Source organism: Cytobacillus sp. FSL K6-0129, assembly GCF_038007625.1.
Classification (GTDB): domain Bacteria; phylum Bacillota; class Bacilli; order Bacillales; family Cytobacillaceae; genus Cytobacillus; species Cytobacillus kochii.
The window spans coordinates 233,674-253,216 of record NZ_JBBOXM010000001.1 but is presented as its reverse complement, the minus strand read 5'-3'; the positions used below and the strand labels follow the sequence as shown (position 1 = coordinate 253,216).

The 19,543-nt window shown below is 36.0% G+C and carries 20 protein-coding genes; all 20 read right to left on the bottom strand.

The features are described from left to right. Positions 1 to 222: 222 nt before the first annotated feature. The 20 genes from codY to rpsP all read right to left on the bottom strand — a co-directional run bounded on the left by codY (position 223) and on the right by rpsP (position 19,520). Positions 223 to 1,002, bottom strand: a complete 780-nt coding sequence (gene codY, locus MHI57_RS01280; RefSeq protein ID WP_095369536.1) for a GTP-sensing pleiotropic transcriptional regulator CodY — start codon at positions 1,000 to 1,002, stop codon at positions 223 to 225. Positions 1,003 to 1,119: 117 nt separating this feature from the next. Next, positions 1,120 to 2,517: an HslU--HslV peptidase ATPase subunit gene (hslU, locus tag MHI57_RS01275; RefSeq protein WP_445293211.1), complete on the bottom strand. Its 1,398-nt coding sequence runs from the start codon at positions 2,515 to 2,517 to the stop codon at positions 1,120 to 1,122. A gap of 26 nt (positions 2,518 to 2,543) precedes the next feature. Beyond that, positions 2,544 to 3,086 carry an ATP-dependent protease subunit HslV gene (gene hslV / locus MHI57_RS01270; RefSeq protein ID WP_095369538.1) on the bottom strand — a complete coding sequence of 181 codons (543 nt, stop codon included), beginning with the start codon at positions 3,084 to 3,086 and terminating at the stop codon, positions 2,544 to 2,546. A gap of 98 nt (positions 3,087 to 3,184) precedes the next feature. Next, on the bottom strand, positions 3,185 to 4,081 hold the full coding sequence (xerC, locus tag MHI57_RS01265; protein WP_340974534.1) for a tyrosine recombinase XerC: 897 nt from the start codon (positions 4,079 to 4,081) through the stop codon (positions 3,185 to 3,187). Positions 4,082 to 4,146: 65 nt separating this feature from the next. Beyond that, positions 4,147 to 5,454: an FADH(2)-oxidizing methylenetetrahydrofolate--tRNA-(uracil(54)-C(5))-methyltransferase TrmFO gene (gene trmFO, locus MHI57_RS01260; RefSeq protein ID WP_095369540.1), complete on the bottom strand. Its 1,308-nt coding sequence runs from the start codon at positions 5,452 to 5,454 to the stop codon at positions 4,147 to 4,149. 640 nt (positions 5,455 to 6,094) lie between these two features. After that, positions 6,095 to 8,170 carry a type I DNA topoisomerase gene (gene topA / locus MHI57_RS01255; protein WP_340974531.1) on the bottom strand — a complete coding sequence of 692 codons (2,076 nt, stop codon included), beginning with the start codon at positions 8,168 to 8,170 and terminating at the stop codon, positions 6,095 to 6,097. Positions 8,171 to 8,467: 297 nt separating this feature from the next. Then, positions 8,468 to 9,346 carry a DNA-processing protein DprA gene (dprA, locus tag MHI57_RS01250; RefSeq protein ID WP_095369541.1) on the bottom strand — a complete coding sequence of 293 codons (879 nt, stop codon included), beginning with the start codon at positions 9,344 to 9,346 and terminating at the stop codon, positions 8,468 to 8,470. An 86-nt stretch (positions 9,347 to 9,432) separates the two neighbouring features. Continuing rightward, positions 9,433 to 10,335 (bottom strand): succinate--CoA ligase subunit alpha, encoded by a 903-nt coding sequence (gene sucD, locus MHI57_RS01245; RefSeq protein WP_095369542.1) that lies wholly within the window; start codon positions 10,333 to 10,335, stop codon positions 9,433 to 9,435. 90 nt (positions 10,336 to 10,425) lie between these two features. Continuing rightward, on the bottom strand, positions 10,426 to 11,586 hold the full coding sequence (gene sucC, locus MHI57_RS01240) for an ADP-forming succinate--CoA ligase subunit beta (protein WP_095369543.1): 1,161 nt from the start codon (positions 11,584 to 11,586) through the stop codon (positions 10,426 to 10,428). 248 nt (positions 11,587 to 11,834) lie between these two features. Then, positions 11,835 to 12,146 carry an EscU/YscU/HrcU family type III secretion system export apparatus switch protein gene (locus tag MHI57_RS01235; RefSeq protein ID WP_095369544.1) on the bottom strand — a complete coding sequence of 104 codons (312 nt, stop codon included), beginning with the start codon at positions 12,144 to 12,146 and terminating at the stop codon, positions 11,835 to 11,837. After that, the gene (locus MHI57_RS01230; RefSeq protein WP_340974526.1) at positions 12,143 to 13,909 is read right to left on the bottom strand and encodes a hypothetical protein; all 1,767 of its coding nucleotides are present in this window, start codon (positions 13,907 to 13,909) and stop codon (positions 12,143 to 12,145) included. Before MHI57_RS01230 ends, MHI57_RS01235 begins: the two co-directional genes overlap by 4 nt. 5 nt (positions 13,910 to 13,914) lie before the next feature. Further along, positions 13,915 to 14,688, bottom strand: coding sequence for a ribonuclease HII (locus MHI57_RS01225; protein ID WP_340974523.1), 774 nt, complete (start codon positions 14,686 to 14,688; stop codon positions 13,915 to 13,917). Positions 14,689 to 14,831: 143 nt separating this feature from the next. Next, entirely contained in the window at positions 14,832 to 15,695 is an 864-nt protein-coding gene (gene ylqF / locus MHI57_RS01220; protein ID WP_095369547.1) for a ribosome biogenesis GTPase YlqF, read from the bottom strand. A 194-nt stretch (positions 15,696 to 15,889) separates the two neighbouring features. After that, entirely contained in the window at positions 15,890 to 16,441 is a 552-nt protein-coding gene (gene lepB, locus MHI57_RS01215) for a signal peptidase I (RefSeq protein ID WP_095369548.1), read from the bottom strand. A gap of 320 nt (positions 16,442 to 16,761) precedes the next feature. After that, positions 16,762 to 17,106 carry a 50S ribosomal protein L19 gene (gene rplS, locus MHI57_RS01210; RefSeq protein ID WP_095369549.1) on the bottom strand — a complete coding sequence of 115 codons (345 nt, stop codon included), beginning with the start codon at positions 17,104 to 17,106 and terminating at the stop codon, positions 16,762 to 16,764. 132 nt (positions 17,107 to 17,238) lie between these two features. After that, entirely contained in the window at positions 17,239 to 17,976 is a 738-nt protein-coding gene (gene trmD / locus MHI57_RS01205; RefSeq protein WP_095369550.1) for a tRNA (guanosine(37)-N1)-methyltransferase TrmD, read from the bottom strand. Then, positions 17,976 to 18,491 carry a ribosome maturation factor RimM gene (gene rimM, locus MHI57_RS01200; RefSeq protein WP_095369551.1) on the bottom strand — a complete coding sequence of 172 codons (516 nt, stop codon included), beginning with the start codon at positions 18,489 to 18,491 and terminating at the stop codon, positions 17,976 to 17,978. The genes trmD and rimM overlap by 1 nt, the downstream gene beginning before the upstream one ends. Positions 18,492 to 18,504: 13 nt before the next feature. Further along, positions 18,505 to 18,891 carry a YlqD family protein gene (locus tag MHI57_RS01195; RefSeq protein WP_095369552.1) on the bottom strand — a complete coding sequence of 129 codons (387 nt, stop codon included), beginning with the start codon at positions 18,889 to 18,891 and terminating at the stop codon, positions 18,505 to 18,507. Between the two features lie 114 nt (positions 18,892 to 19,005). Further along, positions 19,006 to 19,233, bottom strand: a complete 228-nt coding sequence (locus tag MHI57_RS01190) for a KH domain-containing protein (RefSeq protein WP_095373476.1) — start codon at positions 19,231 to 19,233, stop codon at positions 19,006 to 19,008. 14 nt (positions 19,234 to 19,247) lie between these two features. Then, on the bottom strand, positions 19,248 to 19,520 hold the full coding sequence (rpsP, locus tag MHI57_RS01185) for a 30S ribosomal protein S16 (RefSeq protein ID WP_095369553.1): 273 nt from the start codon (positions 19,518 to 19,520) through the stop codon (positions 19,248 to 19,250). Positions 19,521 to 19,543: the final 23 nt, after the last annotated feature.

The following is a 19,543-nucleotide window of genomic DNA, read 5'->3' as shown; positions in this document are numbered from 1 at the left end:
TATCAGTTGAATCAAGCGTTCGAATATATTATTTAATAGGTATAAAGAACTATAATGATTATGTTTATTAAAAATAGGTTTAAAGTTCTACTTTATTCGTTATTACTTTATTATTTCGTTCGTAATAAAGTTGTAACACAGAAAAATTTGACACCATAAAAATAACACGGTAACGCATCACTGCGTCTCCGTGTTATTTTTAAACTTTTTTTATTTTACTTCTTAGTTAGATTTTAATTTTTCTAATTCGAAAAGGAATTTATCGTTCAATACTTTAATATAAGTACCTTTCATCCCTAATGATCTTGATTCAATTACGCCAGCACTTTCTAATTTTCTTAGTGCATTAACGATAACAGAACGTGTGATTCCTACTCTATCGGCAATCTTTGAAGCAACTAATAGACCTTCTTTTCCGTCTAACTCTTCAAAGATATGCTCAATTGCTTCTAACTCACTGTATGATAAAGAGCTAATCGCCATTTGTACAACTGCTTTACTTCTAGCTTCTTCTTCAATTTCTTCTGCTTTTTCACGAAGAATTTCCATACCTACTACTGTAGCACCATATTCAGCTAAAACTAAATCATCATCTTCAAAGGCATCTTCCACTCTTGCAAGAATGAGGGTACCTAAACGTTCTCCTCCACCGATAATAGGAACAATTGTCGTTAAGCCAGCGCCAAATAACTCCTTATTTTCGATAGGGAATGCAGTATATTCACTATTCACATCTAAATTAGATGATGTCTCTTGAATGTTAAATAAGTTTTTAGTGTACTCTTCTGGGAACTGACGATCTTCAAGCATTTTCTTCATTCGCTCATTTTCGATTTGTTGATTCGCAGCATATCCTAATAGTTTACCTCTACGGCTTACTACGTAGATATTTGCTTCGATAACAACACTTAAAGTTTCTGCCATTTCTTTGAAGTTAACTGGCTTACCTGCAGCCTTTTGTAGCATTGCATTAATTGTTCTTGATTTTTTTAATAAATTCATTGATTTTTCCTCCTATAACTTTGGAACATTATTTCAATCCCTTGAATGTTTCGTTACTTTTTTTTTTTGCTAAGATTTGCTTGATTAGGAGTACAATGAAATTTCATCAAATAAGGATTATAATATAAATTGACTTAAATCTTTATTCTTAGAAATTTCCCCGAGCTTCTCTTCTACATATTGTGGCGTAATCACAATCTTCTCTAATGTTACCTCAGGCGCTTCAAACGAAAGGTCTTCAAGCATTTTTTCCATAATCGTTTGCAATCGTCTTGCTCCAATATTATCGGTATTTTGATTTACATCATAAGCAAATTCTGCAATCCTACGTATAGCATCGTCAGAAAATTCAATTTGTATACCTTCTGTTTCTAATAAAGCTTGATATTGTTTGATCAAGGCATTATCAGGCTCAACTAATATTTTCACAAAATCATCCACAGTTAATTTTGTCAATTCGACTCTAATTGGGAAACGTCCTTGCAATTCAGGTATTAAATCAGACGGTTTAGCGGTATGGAATGCCCCAGCTGCAACGAATAAGACGTGATCGGTTTTTACTGTACCATATTTCGTTACAACAGTTGATCCTTCAACGACAGGAAGAATATCTCTTTGCACACCCTCGCGAGAAACATCTGCTGAGGAGCCACCTGAGTTTTTACTTGCGATTTTATCAATTTCATCGATAAAGATCATACCAGATTGCTCTGCTCTATAGATGGCTTCAGAACCTACTTCATCCATATCAATAAGCTTTTGTGCTTCTTCGTTCGTTAAAACTTTTCTAGCTTCGCTTACTGTAAGTTTTCGCTTCTTCTTTTTCTTTGGCATTAATCCACCAAGTGCATCTTGCATATTCATCCCCATTTGTTCCATACCCGAACCTTGGAGCATATCAAACATAGACGGTTGCTGTTCTTCTATTTCAACAGTGATTATTTCATCTTCTAGCTCTAAATTTTCAAGCTTTGTTTTCACTACTTTACGCTTTTGCTGAATTGACTGATCATCTTGTTGCTCATGATCGCTCTCTTGTTGATCATTCCCACCACCAAAAAACATTTCTAATGGGTTCTTATAATTGGCGGACTTTTTATTACTAGGTACGAGCAATTCGACAATGCGGCGATTAGCATTTTTCTCTGCTATTTCTTGCACACTTGCTACCTTTTCTTCTTTCACAAGTCGTACAGATGTCTCAACTAAATCTCTAACCATAGATTCTACATCTCTACCTACATAACCCACTTCAGTGAATTTCGTTGCCTCTACCTTAACAAATGGAGCACCAACTAATTTCGCAATCCTTCTTGCAATCTCAGTTTTACCAACTCCTGTTGGTCCAATCATTAAAATATTCTTAGGACTTACTTCATCACGAAGCTCTTCATTCAGTAGGCTTCTACGATATCTATTTCTTAATGCAACTGCTACAGCTTTCTTGGCATTTTTTTGACCGATTATGAACTGGTCAAGTCTTTCGACAATTTGACGGGGTGTTAAACTTGTCATTTTAACCATTTTAGCACTCCTTTGTTTTACAGTTCTTCCACAATAATATTGTGGTTAGTATATACACAAATTTCTGCAGCCATTTCAAGCGAAGCTTTTGCAATTTCCCGAGCTGTTAAATGTTCACCTGCAAATCTCTTTAAAGAACGACCTGCTGCTAATGCATAATTACCACCTGAACCGATTGCTAGTACACCATCGTCAGGTTCAATGACTTCACCTGTTCCTGATACGAGTAATAAACCGTCTTTATTCATAACAATTAAAAGCGCTTCAAGTTTCCGAAGAACCTTATCGCTTCTCCACTCTTTAGCAAGCTCTACAGCCGCTCTCTGCAAGTTACCGTTATATTCTTCAAGCTTTCCTTCGAACTTCTCGAATAAAGTAAATGCGTCGGCAACAGACCCTGCAAATCCGGCAATCACTTTGCCATTTGCAAGCTTTCTTACCTTTCTTGCAGTATGCTTCATGACAACCGATTCACCAAATGTAACCTGTCCATCTCCAGCCATTGCATATTCGCCATTGTGTTGTACTGCAAAAATTGTTGTTGCATGAAATTGTGACATGTTTATTCCTCCTTTTGGAGTATGTTAATAATCCACTATAGACTATATATGAGTATGACTATTCGTTTATCCATCATATAGTTAAACTTCTTTAAAATCTATGCTCTAGGATGATACTGATTATATGTCTTTTTCAAGTAATCAGGTGTAACATGTGTGTAAATTTGCGTTGATGAAAGAAAAGCATGACCTAAAAGCTCTTGAACTGTTCTCATATCAGCCCCATTTGACATTAAATGTGTAGCAAATGAATGCCTAATCTTATGGGGATGGATGCCACCTTCTAGAGACGACTTTTCAATCAATTTATTTAATATACCTCTTATACCGCGGTCAGTTAATGCGCCACCACGGTGGTTTAAAAATAAATGGTTGCTCTTCTCTTTTTGGAGTTTTAGACGTCCATCATGACAATATTTTAAAAGAGCATCGTGAGCAAAACTTCCGAATGGTATGTATCGATCTTTTTTCCCTTTTCCATGAATAAGAATAACGGAAATATCCAAATCAATATCACTCAGCTGTATAGAAGCACATTCAGCTACCCTTATGCCTGTTGCATACAACACTTCTAAAATCGCCATATTTCTTTGGCCAAGTGCTGTATCTACCTCTACACTATTAAAGAGTTGTTCCATCTCTTCTTCATAAAAAAACTGCGGTAGTCTTTTATCACCTTTTGGGATGGATGTTAATTGGAAAGGATTATCGTTAACCATACCTTCTCGTACCAATAACTTAAAAAAGCTTCTTAAGCAGGAAATTTTACGAGCAATAGTCTTTCGAGCTAAACCTTCTTGATAAAGCTTTGTTAGAAATAATCGAACATCCATATATTCGACATCATTTAACTTTTTCAAACCTTGTTCAGCCATGAACATAAAAAATCCTTTTATATCCGTCTGATAATGCTCAATTGTATATTGTGAATAATTCTTTTCGATTTGTAAATATTCGATAAATAACTTTAAAGAAATGTTCACATTTTCGCTCATTTTTTGTACTCACCTCACAAGGGCTTCATCATACTATCATATTTAAGCAACCCACGCAAGAAAATTTACATATTTTTCACAAAGTTCTGAATTGTCTCTAATGCTCGATTAGCATGTTGTTCATTTCTCTCCTGCTTACCTTTAATTCTTTTTTCTAACTCTGGGAATAAACCAAAATTGGCATTCATAGGCTGGAAATTCTTCGGATTGGCATTAGCAATATATCTTGCCATACTCCCAATAGCAGTCTCAATCGGAAACTCTACTGTTTCTTGCCCTTTCACAAGTCGGGCAGCATTAATCCCTGCAATTAACCCACTAGCAGCTGATTCAACATATCCTTCTACGCCAGTCATTTGCCCAGCAAAGAATAAAGATTCTCTATTCTTGAATTGATAAGTTGATTTAAGCACTTTAGGAGAATTAATAAAAGTATTTCTATGCATGACACCGTATCTTACAATTTCAGCATTTTCTAAACCTGGTATTAAACGAAGTACCTCTTTTTGTGGCCCCCATTTTAAATGCGTTTGGAATCCAACAATATTATAAAGTGTACCTGCTGCATCATCTTGACGTAATTGAACAACAGCATATGGCCTCTTCCCTGTTTTAGGATCCTCTAAACCAACAGGTTTCATCGGTCCAAAGAGCATTGTTTTCTTTCCACGAGATGCCATCACTTCGATAGGCATACAACCTTCAAAAAAGATTTCCTTCTCAAATTCTTTTAACGGCACAGTTTCAGCATTAATTAACGCTTCGTAAAATACATTGAACTCTTCCTCGTTCATCGGACAATTTAAATAAGCTGCTTCCCCTTTATCATAACGAGATTTCAAATAGACTTTATCCATATTAATGGAATCTTTTTCGATAATTGGTGCCGCTGCATCATAAAAATAAAGATAATCTTCCCCAGACAGTTCACGTAGTTTTTCAGAAAGTAATTCACTTGTTAATGGGCCTGTCGCAATAACAGTAATCCCTTCAGGAATATCCGTTACTTCCTCATTTATCACTGTCACATTCGGGTGATTCTTCACTGCTTCAGTTACCCTCGCAGCGAAGTCATGGCGGTCAACAGCTAAAGCACCACCTGCAGGAACTGCACTTTCATCTGCTGAAGAAATAATCACAGAATTTAATTGTCTCATTTCTTCTTTTAATACACCTACAGCATTCGTTAAATTGTTGGCTCTTAAAGAATTACTACAAACTAATTCAGCAAATTTATCTGTATGATGAGCTGCTGTTTGTCTAACTGGTCTCATTTCATATAAGCGTACTTGAATGCCTCGTTTAGCAATTTGCCAAGCGGCTTCACTTCCAGCTAACCCAGCCCCAACTACGTTTACTACCTGTTCAGTCATTAATTAATTCTCCTTACTTATTGTAAAATAATTTATATCATTCATTTAATTGTTCGTTTTAACTAAATCATAAACGAGTGTAATCTTTTAATCCCAAATTGCATTGTACAATATTACAAAAAAATTTGAAAGCATAAAGTATTTTTTTAACCGTTGTCTATCTCAAAAAATCATTTGTCCATCCACTGTGTGATTTTACCGTTTTTTCATAGAATACATGATGTTATTGCTTTCAGTCTCTTAACCATCTTTACCACAATCATCGCATTTTTATCATCTCATTTGATAACATTTCATTCTAATACTTCACAAAAACTTCAAATTGTATTTTGATTCCATCATTCATTATTACTGATATAGAACAGTTATAAGATATTAAATAGTTAGTTGTTTTTAAAATAGGAACGACGATTTATCTTTACTTTCATATTCACATCTCTCAAATTCAATTAAACAAGATCTTTATATGACTTCGAAAAAAACCCTATCTTCTTTAAAACCAATTCGTTTTTTTGAACACACAAAAATATGCTTTTAATATAAAAAAACGAACAATTAATATAAATAATTAATAATTGTTCGTTTCTATGTGCACATATACTTTTTTATTAGGAATGAGCAAACCATTGCTCACTTCAATTTATCCTTGTTTCTCTTCTTTATAGTCGCAGTCAACACACTGTACTTGTACACCCTTTTTCAGTTTTTTCTCAACAAGTAGTGATTCACATTTCGGACAGCTTCTTGCTATCGGCTTATCCCATGAAATAAACTCACACTCAGGGTAGCGGTCACAACCATAAAAGATACGGCGCTTTTTGCTTTTTCTCTCAATGATATTACCTTCTTTACAAGTAGGGCATTTCACACCGATTTCCTTCACTATGGCCTTTGTATTGCGACACTCTGGAAAGTTACTGCAAGCCATAAACTTGCCATAGCGTCCCATTTTGTATACCATCGGGCTTCCACATTGTTCACAATCTTCTCCCGCAGGTTCGTCTTTAATTTCTATTTCCTGCATTTCTTTCTCTGCTACTTCTAATCGTTTTTCAAAACCTTGATAAAATTCATCAATGATTTTAACCCAATTTTCTTTTCCCTCTTCAATATAATCCAGATCTTGTTCCATTTTTGCAGTAAATTCCACGTCTAATATCTCAGGGAAAAACTCCATTAATAGTACGGAAACAACTTCTCCTAATTCAGTTGGCACAAAACGTTTATTATCTAATGTGACATAGCCGCGCTTCTGAATTGTATCTAGCGTCGGTGCAAAAGTTGATGGTCTACCTATACCTAGTTCTTCAAGCGTTTTGACTAACCTTGCTTCAGTATATCTTGGAGGTGGTTGAGTAAAGTGTTGTTTCGGTTCGATATCCTTCTTAACGACTTTATCTCCCTCTTTTAAATTAGGAAGCATATTAGATTTTTCTTCCGTCTGATCATCTGTTCCTTCGACATAAACTTTCATAAACCCAGGGAACTTAATCTTTGAACCATTTGCTCTAAAGGTCACTTGACCGTTGATTAAATCAACACTCATTGTATCCATTATGGCAGGAGCCATTTGACTAGCAGTAAAACGTTCCCAGATTAAACGATATAAACGAAGCTGATCTCTTGAAAGATGCTCTTTCAGCGAATTCGGTTCCCTTAATATACTGGTAGGTCGGATGGCTTCATGTGCATCTTGAGCATTAGCGTTTTTCTTTTCTTTTCTTTTTGATGCTGGCAAATACTCTTTGCCATATTGGTTTGTAATATAATCCACTGCTTCACTTTGAGCAACTTCAGATACTCTCGTAGAATCCGTTCTCATATAAGTAATTAATCCGATTGTACCTTCTTTTCCCAAATCAATACCTTCGTAAAGCTGCTGAGCAAGCATCATTGTTTTCTTTGCTCGGAAATTTAATTTTCTTGCTGCTTCCTGTTGAAGAGAAGATGTAGTAAAAGGAACTGCAGGGTTTCTCTTTCTCTCCTTTTTCGTTACATCTGTTACTTCAAACTCATTATTCTTTAACTCTTTTAAAACAACTTGCACATCTTCTTCAGATTTCAACTCAAACTTCTTACCATTTAGGGCAAAAAAGCTTGCATCAAAAGTAGATTTACCTTTGACAAACTCTCCATCTATGCTCCAATATTCTTCTGGTTCGAATTTGTTAATTTCCTTTTCTCTATCAAGGATTAAACGAACGGCAATTGATTGTACACGACCGGCGCTAAGCCCTTTTTTAACCTTTTTCCATAGTAGTGGACTAATATTATAGCCCACTAACCTATCTAGCATTCTTCTTGCTTGCTGGGCATCAACTAAATCCATATTAATCGCTCTTGGATGTTTAAAAGATTCTTTAATGGCATCTTTTGTGATTTCATTAAATACAACACGACATTTTGAATCAATATCCATATCTAAGCTATGCGCCAAATGCCATGCAATTGCTTCCCCTTCGCGATCGGGGTCAGCTGCGAGATAAATTTTCTTCGCTTTTTTTGCAGCTGTTTTTAACTCTTTTAATACGGGTCCCTTACCGCGAATCGTTATATATTTTGGTTCATAATTATTTTCAACATCTACACCCGTCTGGCTCTTAGGTAAATCCCTTACATGCCCCATGGATGCTTTCACTTTATATTTTTTCCCCAAGTATCTTTCTATTGTTTTTGCTTTAGCTGGGGATTCTACGATTACTAGAAAATCTGACATCCAGTTGTCCTCCTCAAGAGGGAATAAATTTGCTAAACCCGCTGTTTCTTTCATTTAAATAAATGTTTATTCTTATTTATTGACCATTTTCTACCTATTTAAATGCTCAATCGTATTTGTTCTTCGAAATATCCACTATTATTAATCAATTTATTTAGCTTTGTCAAATCTAAACCGCTACTATCGCCTCTCCATTTGCTGTCATACAAACAAACTTCTGAAGCAAAATGTATAACAGTTTTTCAATAATTTCAACCTTTTTCATAAAAATTCCTGTAAAATTTATGATTTTTGCCCCTAATATACCAGCTCTTCTATAATATCTTCCGCTGAAAGTATTAATTTCGCACCATTTTGAATTAGTTCATTCGTTCCTGAGAAAAAAGGTGAAAGAATGCCTCCTGGTACCGCAAACACATCTCTACCTTCTTGAACAGCAAAGTTAGCAGTAATAAGAGAACCACTTTTCCTTTTTGCCTCAATGACTAAAGTCGCACGGCTAATACCACTAATTATGCGATTTCTCATTGGAAAATGCCATCTTTCCGCTTTTGTATGCGGTGGGTACTCTGATAACACTAGATGATTATGAGACATTTGCTGAAATAAATGGCGGTTACCAGTTGGATACATATTAAAAAATCCACTTCCCAATACACCAATCGTATGCCCACTCAAGTGCATAGCTACCTTATGAGCATGGGCATCTACTCCTTTTGCTAAACCACTTGCGATAATAAATCCTCTTTTTATGAGTGTGGGAAAAATTTCTTCGATGACTCTCGCTCCGTATTCAGTCATATTTCGACTTCCGACAACAGAAAGAATTGGTTTCATATTGAGTAACGACAAGTCTCCTTTTGCATAGAGAAACCAAGGTGGCTGATACGTTTCTCTCAAAAGCTTAGGGTAATTTTCATCCATAATAGAAATGATTTTTATGTCGTTGTATACGTACTGTGAAAGTAGCTCTTCCATGTTTAAGGTAAGAATTTCATCATTAATTTTCTTTCTCGTATCTGCATTTAGGAAGTGAAAATAAGGGAGAGGGTTTGGTCGCTGAAAAGAGATGGAGGAAAGGGTGGGATCTGCTTTTACAATTTGATATAGCGTTTTCCACGATACAGATCGACAATGATGGAGAGTAAGTAGTTTAGTTGTCATCAAATCATTCATAAGAACGCACTCCTTTTTCTGAATTTTAAGAATATTATTTTATTTAATAAAGTCCCCTTCTTTAAAAAGGGGACTTTATCTATTAATTAATGCGTTTTACATTTATCATAAAGATCAGTTTCTTTTAACACTTTAATAAGTGTTTCACCCATTACTGAAGGTGTATCAGCTACTTGTATTCCGCACTCATTCATTACACGGATTTTTTCATCAGCTGTTCCTTTACCACCAGAAATAATCGCACCAGCATGGCCCATACGTTTTCCTGGAGGCGCTGTACGACCACCAATAAAGCCAACAACTGGCTTAGTCATGTTCGCCTTTACCCACTCAGCAGCTTCTTCTTCTGCAGTACCACCGATTTCACCAATCATGATAACTGCATAAGTTTCAGGGTCATTATTAAACTCTTTTAGTACATCGATGAAGTTTGTACCATTAACAGGATCTCCACCAATACCTACAGCAGTTGTTTGTCCAATTCCAGCTTCTGATAATTGGTGCACTGCTTCATAAGTTAATGTACCAGAACGTGAAACTACACCCACATGACCTTTTTTGTGAATGTATCCTGGCATAATACCAATTTTACATTCATCTGCTGTAATAACACCAGGACAGTTAGGTCCAACTAGACGTGTTTTCTTACCTTCCATGTAACGTTTCACTTTCACCATATCAAGTACTGGAATGTGTTCTGTGATACAGATAGCAAGATCTAATTCAGCATCAGTTGCTTCCATGATTGAATCTGCAGCAAAAGGTGCTGGAACATAAATAACAGATGCAGTCGCACCAGTTGCTTCAACAGCTTCTTTCACAGTATTAAAAACAGGTACACCTTCGACTTCCATGCCACCTTTACCAGGAGTCACACCGCCGACAATTTTAGTACCATATTCAAGCATTTGTTTTGTATGGAATAGCGCAGTTGAACCAGTAATTCCTTGTACAATCACTTTTGTATCTTTATTAATAAATACGCTCATGTTTTTTTCTCCTTCCTGATTTCCGTATCTCAAAAATAATAACTAAGGCACTATGCCCATTATCACTTTTTCGCCATCTACCTATAGGTCTTATCCTACAAGTGATACGATTTTTTGCGCTCCGTCAGCCATAGAGTCTGCTGCAACGATTTCAACATCAGATTCAGCAAGAATTTTCTTACCTAAGTCCACATTTGTACCTTCTAAACGTACAACTAGAGGAACTTCTAATCCAACTTGTTTAGCCGCTTCAACAACACCTGTAGCAATAACATCACATTTCATAATTCCGCCAAAGATATTAACGAAAATACCTTTAACATTTTCATCAGAAAGGATAATTTTGAATGCTTCAGTTACTTTCTCAGCAGTCGCACCGCCCCCAACATCAAGGAAGTTTGCCGGATCGCCGCCATAATGCTTGATAATGTCCATTGTAGACATAGCAAGGCCCGCACCGTTAACCATACAACCAATGTTACCATCAAGTGCGATATAGCTTAAGTCATATTTAGAAGCTTCAATTTCTTTTGTATCTTCTTCTTCTAAATCACGCATTTCTAAAATGTCTTTACGACGATATAATGCGTTGCTATCGAAGTTTAATTTTGCATCAAGGGCCATTACTTTACCGTCCCCTGTTACAACTAATGGGTTAATTTCAGCAATTGAACAATCTTTTTCTACATATGCTTGATAAAGACCCATCATAAATTTAACAGCTTGGTTTACAAGCTTTGTAGGGATATTAATATTAAAAGCAATACGACGTGCTTGGAACGCTGTTAATCCAACAACTGGATCAATTTCTTCTTTGAAGATTTTCTCTGGAGTAGCTTCTGCTACTTCTTCAATTTCTGTTCCGCCTTCTTCAGAAGCCATTAGCGTTACGCGAGAAGTTGCACGGTCTAAAACTAGTCCAACATAATATTCTTTTTGAATGTCGCAACCTTCTTCAATAAGCAAACGTTTTACTTCTTTTCCTTCTGGTCCTGTTTGGTGAGTAACAAGCGTTTTACCTAGAATTTCTTCAGCATATGTACGCACTTCTTCCAAGTTTTTAGCTACTTTTACTCCGCCAGCTTTTCCACGTCCACCTGCATGGATTTGCGCCTTTACAACACAAACGTCAGTACCTAATTCTTTTGCGGCTTCTACTGCTTCTTCAACAGTGAATGCTACTTTACCATTTGGTACTGCAACCCCGTATTGTCTGAGGACTTCTTTTCCTTGATACTCATGTATATTCATTTCCCATCCTCCTAACTAACTCTTCAAAAAATTAGACTGCGTTTACATTTTATATAATGTGACAAAAGTTGTCTACTGTATTAGCTGAAATATTCAATCAGCTGATTCAATACTTATTCAAAAAAAGTGCTTTAAGCCTTTATCTCATCGCATTTTTTCTATTTCAAAAAAATATTATTGTTTCAACTACTTTGCCTTTTCAAAAAGATGAATAATTACCATACTCCACTTGAATGGGTCAAAAAGTATTACTGTTGATTCAGTGAACGGACACCATTATTTCGCACTTCTTTGTCTTTCGCTTTTCTATCTACTTGATAAATAAACGCGAAAACTTCCGCGACTACTTGATACAGCTCTTCAGGTATCTTTTCATTCATATTTAATTTTCCTAGTAACTCCACTAAAGAAGGGTCTTCTTGAATCGGTAATTCATGCTGTTGTGCAACAGTTATTATATTTTCTGCAATAAGCCCTTTTCCCTTTGCAGAAACGACCGGTGCATCCATCTTTTCTGAGTAAGTTAAGGCAACTGCTTGTTTAGCGTTTTGTCCATTCATATTCGCATATCAACACCTGTAATTTGAAATGTATCCGTCTTATCCGTCTTATCCTCTTCTACTTTACTTGTTATTTCGGAAAAATTAATTTGTGTTAATTGATAATTCGTTTCGTTTAATTTACGTTTAATCAGCTCCTCATATGGCTGGGTATCTGGGAGCAGTTTTTTGTTTTCAGTTGAAATATTCATCGTGATTACTCTGTTTTGAATCTGCAACTTTATATAGGTTTCACCCAATGTTTCCATATTTAAATGAAATAGCACCCGACAGAAACTTGGATCAATTTCCCCATTCTTTTTCCTTTTACTTGACCACTGCATTGAAAGGAGTTTACTGAATGGGCTTAGTGGAAATGGCAACTGTAGGGCAAAGTGGGAGAGTCCATTTGTATCATGTGAAAGTAGCTGCATCCCAGTGATTTTATTTAATAACTCCTTAGCAGCTTCACTCAGAGCAGGTTGCTGGATTTCTTTGATCAACTGTAAAATGAGTGGTTTAATCGCCTGAATGTTGATTGGCTGTCTTTCATTAAGTTGCTGTTCATAAGTTAAACCGAATATAGCTAATATTTGCTTTAGTTCACCCTTTATCATCACTGGGTTATGTAATTGCTGCCTGTTTTCTTCCGCAATATTATACAAAAGTTGTTGCGTTTTTGAATAAGCGTTTTTATTTATGTTTTCTAGCACTTGAAGTTGTTCTTGCATACGAGAATAAACATCTACAAGTGGTAATGAGGTTTGCTTGATGGGGATTGATGGATGGTCATATAATTTCGCCAGACCATCCTTTATTAAACTTGTTATCTGGTTAGCATTTAAAGGCAATGTAATTTCTCCATTTTTTATGCTAGCCTGTAAGTTAGTCCCACTCTCCCATGTAAATGAAAAAGCATGATTCAATTTTGTTAATGTGAGCAAAAAAGGGGCCGTTTGTTTTTGTAATCCCCCGCTTTGTATATTTTGTAAAAGAGATAATATTGCTTTATTTTTTTCATCTGAACTGGTATATAACAGCTGCTGAATGATTTGTTCTTCACTGCTTTTCGACGAAAATACACCTAACTTTTGTAACAAGGAGAAACTTTCTTTTGCTTGAACGCTATTTTTCAGCCAGCCATCCATTAAACTTGTTAACATTTTATCATTGAAAAGATGGTTAAATTTATTTAAAAGGTTATCAAGTGTTTGAGCTGTTTCGTTATTGAGATAGGGCGTAAGCTTATGTTGAAGATTGTTTATTGCGAACGTGATTGTTGGCTCATTTTTCATGCTATGTACGGCGTTGAAAACTTCTTTAGTTAATGGTAATCGTCTATCTAAAAGTGTTTTAAACACAGCGATATCTTGTTTTGTATCTCCTGTCATCCAATGAGTAAATGATTTTACAAGTGATTGAGTAAGTGGAACCTCTCGACTTTGAAACCATTTAACTAGCTCAACCTTTTCTTGTGTAGCATTTATTCCCATCGTTTGTAAAATCGCTTGGGGCGATATGCCTTTTAAAAGTTGATTTTCATCGATAATTTGTAAGTTAATTCCTTCACCATTCTTTTGCACCACAAACCAAATATCACTATTGTTAATTAGATTGATTGCGGTTTTCGCATAAATCTTCTGAGCCCCTATTTGAATTTCAGCCATGTTTTCCTCGTTCACCTTCAAAACTTTGCCCTTTAACAATTGCCCCGGCCGTAACATGAGTGGCTGGTTTTTTATTGGGTCTTTTGAAACCAGCGTTAATTCATTCACTTCCACCAACCTTATCACCTTCTATTGTCAATTAGATAGTCTTTAACTGGAGCAAAGCTACGACGATGAATGGGCGATATTCCTTTTTCTTCAATTGCACGCAAATGTTCCTTTGTACCGTAGCCCATATTCTTTGCAAATCCATAGTCAGGAAATTGTTTATCATAATCTTTCATCAACCTGTCACGTTCTACTTTTGCTACAACCGATGCAGCAGCAATACTAATACTTTTGCTATCGCCCTTTATAATTGATTCACTCGGGTAGGGTGTGGGTAATTTAACGGCATCAATAAGCAAAAAATCAGGTTGAGTATGTAAACTATTTACCGCATGTATCATCGCTTTTTTCGATGCCTCTAAAATATTCATTGTATCAATTTCATGATGATCGATCATACATGTTGAAACAGCAGTTGCTTCCTCCATAATTCTTTCATAATAATACAAACGTCTCTCTTCAGAGAGTTTTTTTGAATCATCAATACCTAGAAGCTGAATGTTCTCAGGTAAAATAACGGCGGCTGCTACAACTGGTCCAGCTAACGGTCCTCGCCCCACCTCATCTATACCGGCGATCATCCGATAACCTTCCTTATTAAATAGCTTTTCGTATTTTTGCATGAGCTCGTACTTCTCTAGTAAGGCTTCTCGTTTTTCTATTTGCTTTTCCCAGCGTCCTAATGCTTTTTGCACACCTTTTCTTTCATCTAATCTTAATGTTTTTATGTAGTCATCTTCTCTATCACTATTCTTTAATAATTGCTCTATTTCTTTAATCGATTTCATATCTGCACTCTCCTATTTCATCGACAGATTGGTCAAATTCTTAAACATTTGCATTTATGGACGAAAAAATAAAGGCCTATGATTAAGACCTTTATACTCGGATAATGTACTTACTCCATTCTTCTTTCCATTCAATGAACACATTACTCTTCTTCTATTATATCTTTCGGACTTTCTAATGTTAAGCGACCAAATTTTTCTGAGCGGAACTCTCTAATGATTAACTCTGTCACCTTATCATAATCAACTGTACCACCGCTCACTAAGCAGCCTCTTTTTTGGCCAATTTCATCAAATAGTTCTACGATTTCTTCAGGAAGCTCATTTAATTGATACCTCTCAACTAACTTCTCTGGGTAGTGTTCTGTCATAAATCTCAGAGCATAAACAGCAATATCTTGTAGATTTAAGATCGTATCTTTAATCGCACCAGTTAATGCAAGCTTTAAACCAATTTCTTGATCTTCGAATTTCGGCCATAAAATCCCTGGCGTGTCAAGTAGCTCCATCTCTTTTCCAACTTTAATCCAACTTTGTGCCTTCGTGACACCAGGCTTATTACCTGTTTTAGCGATATTCTTCTTCGCCAGGCGGTTAATTAAGGTTGACTTACCTGCATTAGGTATGCCAACTATCATCGCTCGAATGGCTCGCGGCCTTATTCCCTTTGCTTTTTGCTTGTCGAATTTCTCTTGAAGTAATTGTTTGGCTGCTAGAGTAATATCCTTCATACCCTGACCATCTTGTGAATTAATACTAATTGCGGTTAATCCTTTGCTTTTAAAATATTCAATCCACTGTTTCGTTAGGATAGGATCGGCCATATCTGCTTTATTAAGCAATACTAATCTAGGCTTTTGTTGAATAATCTGTTCAATCATTGGATTGCGTGAAGATAGAGGAATCCTTGCATCAATCAATTCAAAAATAATATCGACTAATTTTAACTTCTCTGTTACTTCTCGTCTAGCTTTCGCCATATGTCCTGGAAACCATTGTATTGTCATTACGTATCATCACCTTTAAATTCACATTTCAAACTTACGCTTTATTAAACATTTAAATTACCTACTACGTACTAAAAAAACACAATCATGGCGCTTGTTTAAGGAAAAGGATAAACTCATCCTTTAAGTTAAGAGAAATCATGCAATCACCTTAAGCGCCATATTGTGTTTTAGATGTTATCATTCATTCAAATCTACTTAATTAATCTAATATCCTCAATCGGCCAATAAATAATTCCAGCAGTTCCTAATACATCTTCCATAGGAACTGGGCCAATATGACGGCTATCTTTACTAAAGCGGCGATTATCACCCATTACAAACAAATGGCCCTCAGGCACTGTTTCTTGGCCGATTTTCTCTTCTAGCGTAAATGGCTCTGTTAATGGACCGTCAGCTACTTGTTGCTTATACTCGTCAAGATATGGCTCCTCATAAGGTTCCCCATTTACGTATAATGTATCATCCTTATATTCAATTTTGTCTCCAGGTAAACCAATGACCCTTTTAATATAATCTTTATTTTCTGGTGCATGAAAAACAATGATATCGAACCGATCAGGCTCTCCAATTTTATAACTGAATTTATTGACAATCATTCGGTCTTGATCATGCAGTGTTGGCATCATCGATAATCCGTCTACCACTATCGGTGCAAAAAGAAAATATCTAATAATTGCTGCTAGCAAGACGGCGACAACTAATGCCTTTGTCCATTCCCATAATTCACTTTTCTTCTTAGCCATCGTTTCCCCACCATTCTTTCTCTTTTAAAAGCATAGCCACTTATACAGCTGCGTTTTATTCTCTCAATTATTGACATACTCTTATTTTATACATAAAAGAAGTAGACGATGCAACTATACAATGAACTATTGTTTGATTTAGTAGAATCAAACTGCTTCTTAACACTACCAATGCTGAAAAAACAGCCTATAAGTATGTTATTATCATATCAGAAATGAGAAATATGTATAGAAAAAGAGCTTGTAAAAATACAAGCTCTCCTTTCTTCATTTTAACTAAGGTAACATAAGTTGAACTTACATCCCTTTTGTTAAACCGATTATCGAATTTCTTTAATACGAGCTTTTTTACCACGTAGGTTACGTAGGTAGTAAAGTTTCGCACGACGGACTTTACCGCGACGAATTACTTCAAGCTTCGCAATTTTAGGTGTGTGTACAGGGAATGTACGCTCTACGCCTACACCGTAAGAAATCTTACGAACTGTGAAAGTTTCGCTAATTCCACCACCACGACGCTTAATCACAACTCCTTCGTATACTTGGATACGCTCACGAGTTCCCTCTACGATACTAACGTGTACACGTACAGTATCACCAGGACGGAATTCAGGTAGATCCGAACGAAGTTGTTCTTGAGTGATTTCTTGAATTAATTTATGCATCGTTTTCAACTCCTCCCAAGACGCTCATGCAAACCATTTGTGTTACAGCGGAACATCGTTATCAGACAAAAGACTTTTAACAAGCCCAAGTCACAAAGATTATAATACCATATCATCTGCAGAACATCAATGTTAAATCTGTTCTTTTTTAATTTCTTCTAACCAATTTCTTTCTTCATCAGTCAAATCTATTTGTTCAAGTAAATCAGGACGTCGTTGATACGTTCTCTTTAACGATTCCCTCTGTCGCCATTGTTCAATATGAAGGTGGTTTCCTGAGGTTAATACGTCCGGGACTTTCAATCCTCGAAAATCAGCTGGTCTCGTATAATGAGGGTGTTCAAGCATCCCAGTACTAAAAGAATCTTTCATATGTGACTCTTGATTTCCTAAAACATTAGGCAATAATCTCACCACACTGTCAATGACAACCATAGCTCCTAATTCTCCACCTGTTAACACATAATCACCAATGGAAATTTCATCAGTTACAATATGTTCACGAATCCGTTCATCATAACCTTCATAATGTCCACATATAAAAATTAGATGCTCACTTTCGGCAAGCTCTTCAGCCTTTTTCTGTGTAAACCTTTCTCCTTGAGGACATAGAAGAATAACACGAGGATTTGCATCACTTTTACTCTTTATATCACTGACAGCATCAAAAATCGGCTGTGGTTTTAACACCATACCCGCTCCGCCACCATAGGGATAGTCATCGACTGTTTGATGCTTATTATCCGCATATTCCCTAAAGTTCACTACATTATAAGATGCAGCTCCTGCTTCACTTGCTTTTTTTAAGATAGAATGACCGAATACACCTGCAAACATTTCTGGAAATAGAGATAGTACATCTATTTTCATTATAATAGGCCTTCTAACAAATCGATCATAATCTTCTGATCAGCGATATTTACTTCCTTAACGACATCAGCAATATAAGGAATGAGGATTTCTTTTTTCTGCTTACCTTTAATCACCCAAACATCATTCGCACCTGGTGAAAGAATTTCTTTAATTTCACCAAGCTCTTCACCATCCATCGTGTAGACTTTACACCCAATGATTTCGTGATAATAAAACTCATCTTCTTCTAATGCACTCAATTGCGATTCATTTACCTTTAAAATGCCACCTTTAAGCTTTTCAGCTTCTTGCATACCGACAACCTCTTCAAAAGTAAGTAAATCAAAAGACTTATGTTTGCGGTGGGATGAAACTGTTAATTCTCTCCCTTGTTTATTATCAGGCATAAATAAGGTCAATTTATTTCCTGGTGAATAGCGTTCTTCTGTAAAATCTGTTCGAGAAATGACGCGAACTTCACCACGAACACCATGGGTATTTACAATTTTACCAACATTAAACCATGTTTCCATTTCATACTCACCTCTAGCGGATATCGTCAACCAATCCATCTTTAATGATAATCGTTTTTCCTTTTTCGATCTCTTCCCAATTATCTCCCTTTTCGATGGTTATTAACGATTGAACTTCTTTTTCTTTTAATTCACTTCCAAGTGGAAGCATATGTAATTGCTCTATTTGAAAATCAAGTAATTTCATTTTTTCATTTCTTGATTCTATTTCTTTATCAAAAAAGGAGCGAAGATGGCCATTTTGGGCCTTTTGGTTCTTCTCCCACTTTCTCATTTCAAACTTAAATTGATCACATTCTTTTTGTAGTTGCTGTTTTTTCCATTCATAGTTATTTAATAATTCCTGTTTACTCGTTTCAGTTAAAACTTGTTTCACAGTAACCGTTTGAATAATTTGCAAGATCAACCAGCCTCCATTCAATAATAGAATGTGAAAATTTTGTTTAATGGTGAAAAAAGGAGGGTATCCCCTCCTTTCTCATGTTTGTTTATTCAGCTATATCGATAGAATCGATTATTTAATTTCTAAGAAAATCTTTTTTTCTTGAGAAGTACCTGCTGCATAAACAACAGTTCTTATCGCTTTTGCAATGCGCCCTTGCTTACCAATTACCTTCCCCATGTCATTCTTGTTGACAGAAAGCAAATAGGTCACCGCTCGGTTTTCTTCACGAATACTCACTTGAATATCTTCAGGAAAATCAACCAGGGGCTTCACAATTGTCTCGATAAGGTCCTTGATCATAAGTTAATCACTTATTTTGCATGCTTTGCATTATGGAATTTTTCCATAATACCAGCATTTGAGAATAAGTTACGAACCGTATCAGACGGTTTAGCACCATCTTGTAACCATTTAAGCGCTAGTTCTTCATTGATATCAACACTTGCTGGTTGAGCAACTGGATTATAAGTTCCTACTGTTTCAATGAAACGTCCATCACGTGGTGAACGAGAATCAGCTACTACAATACGATAGAAAGGAGATTTTTTAGCTCCCATACGTTTTAAACGAATTTTTACTGCCATTTTTAAAGCACCTCCGAATAGTT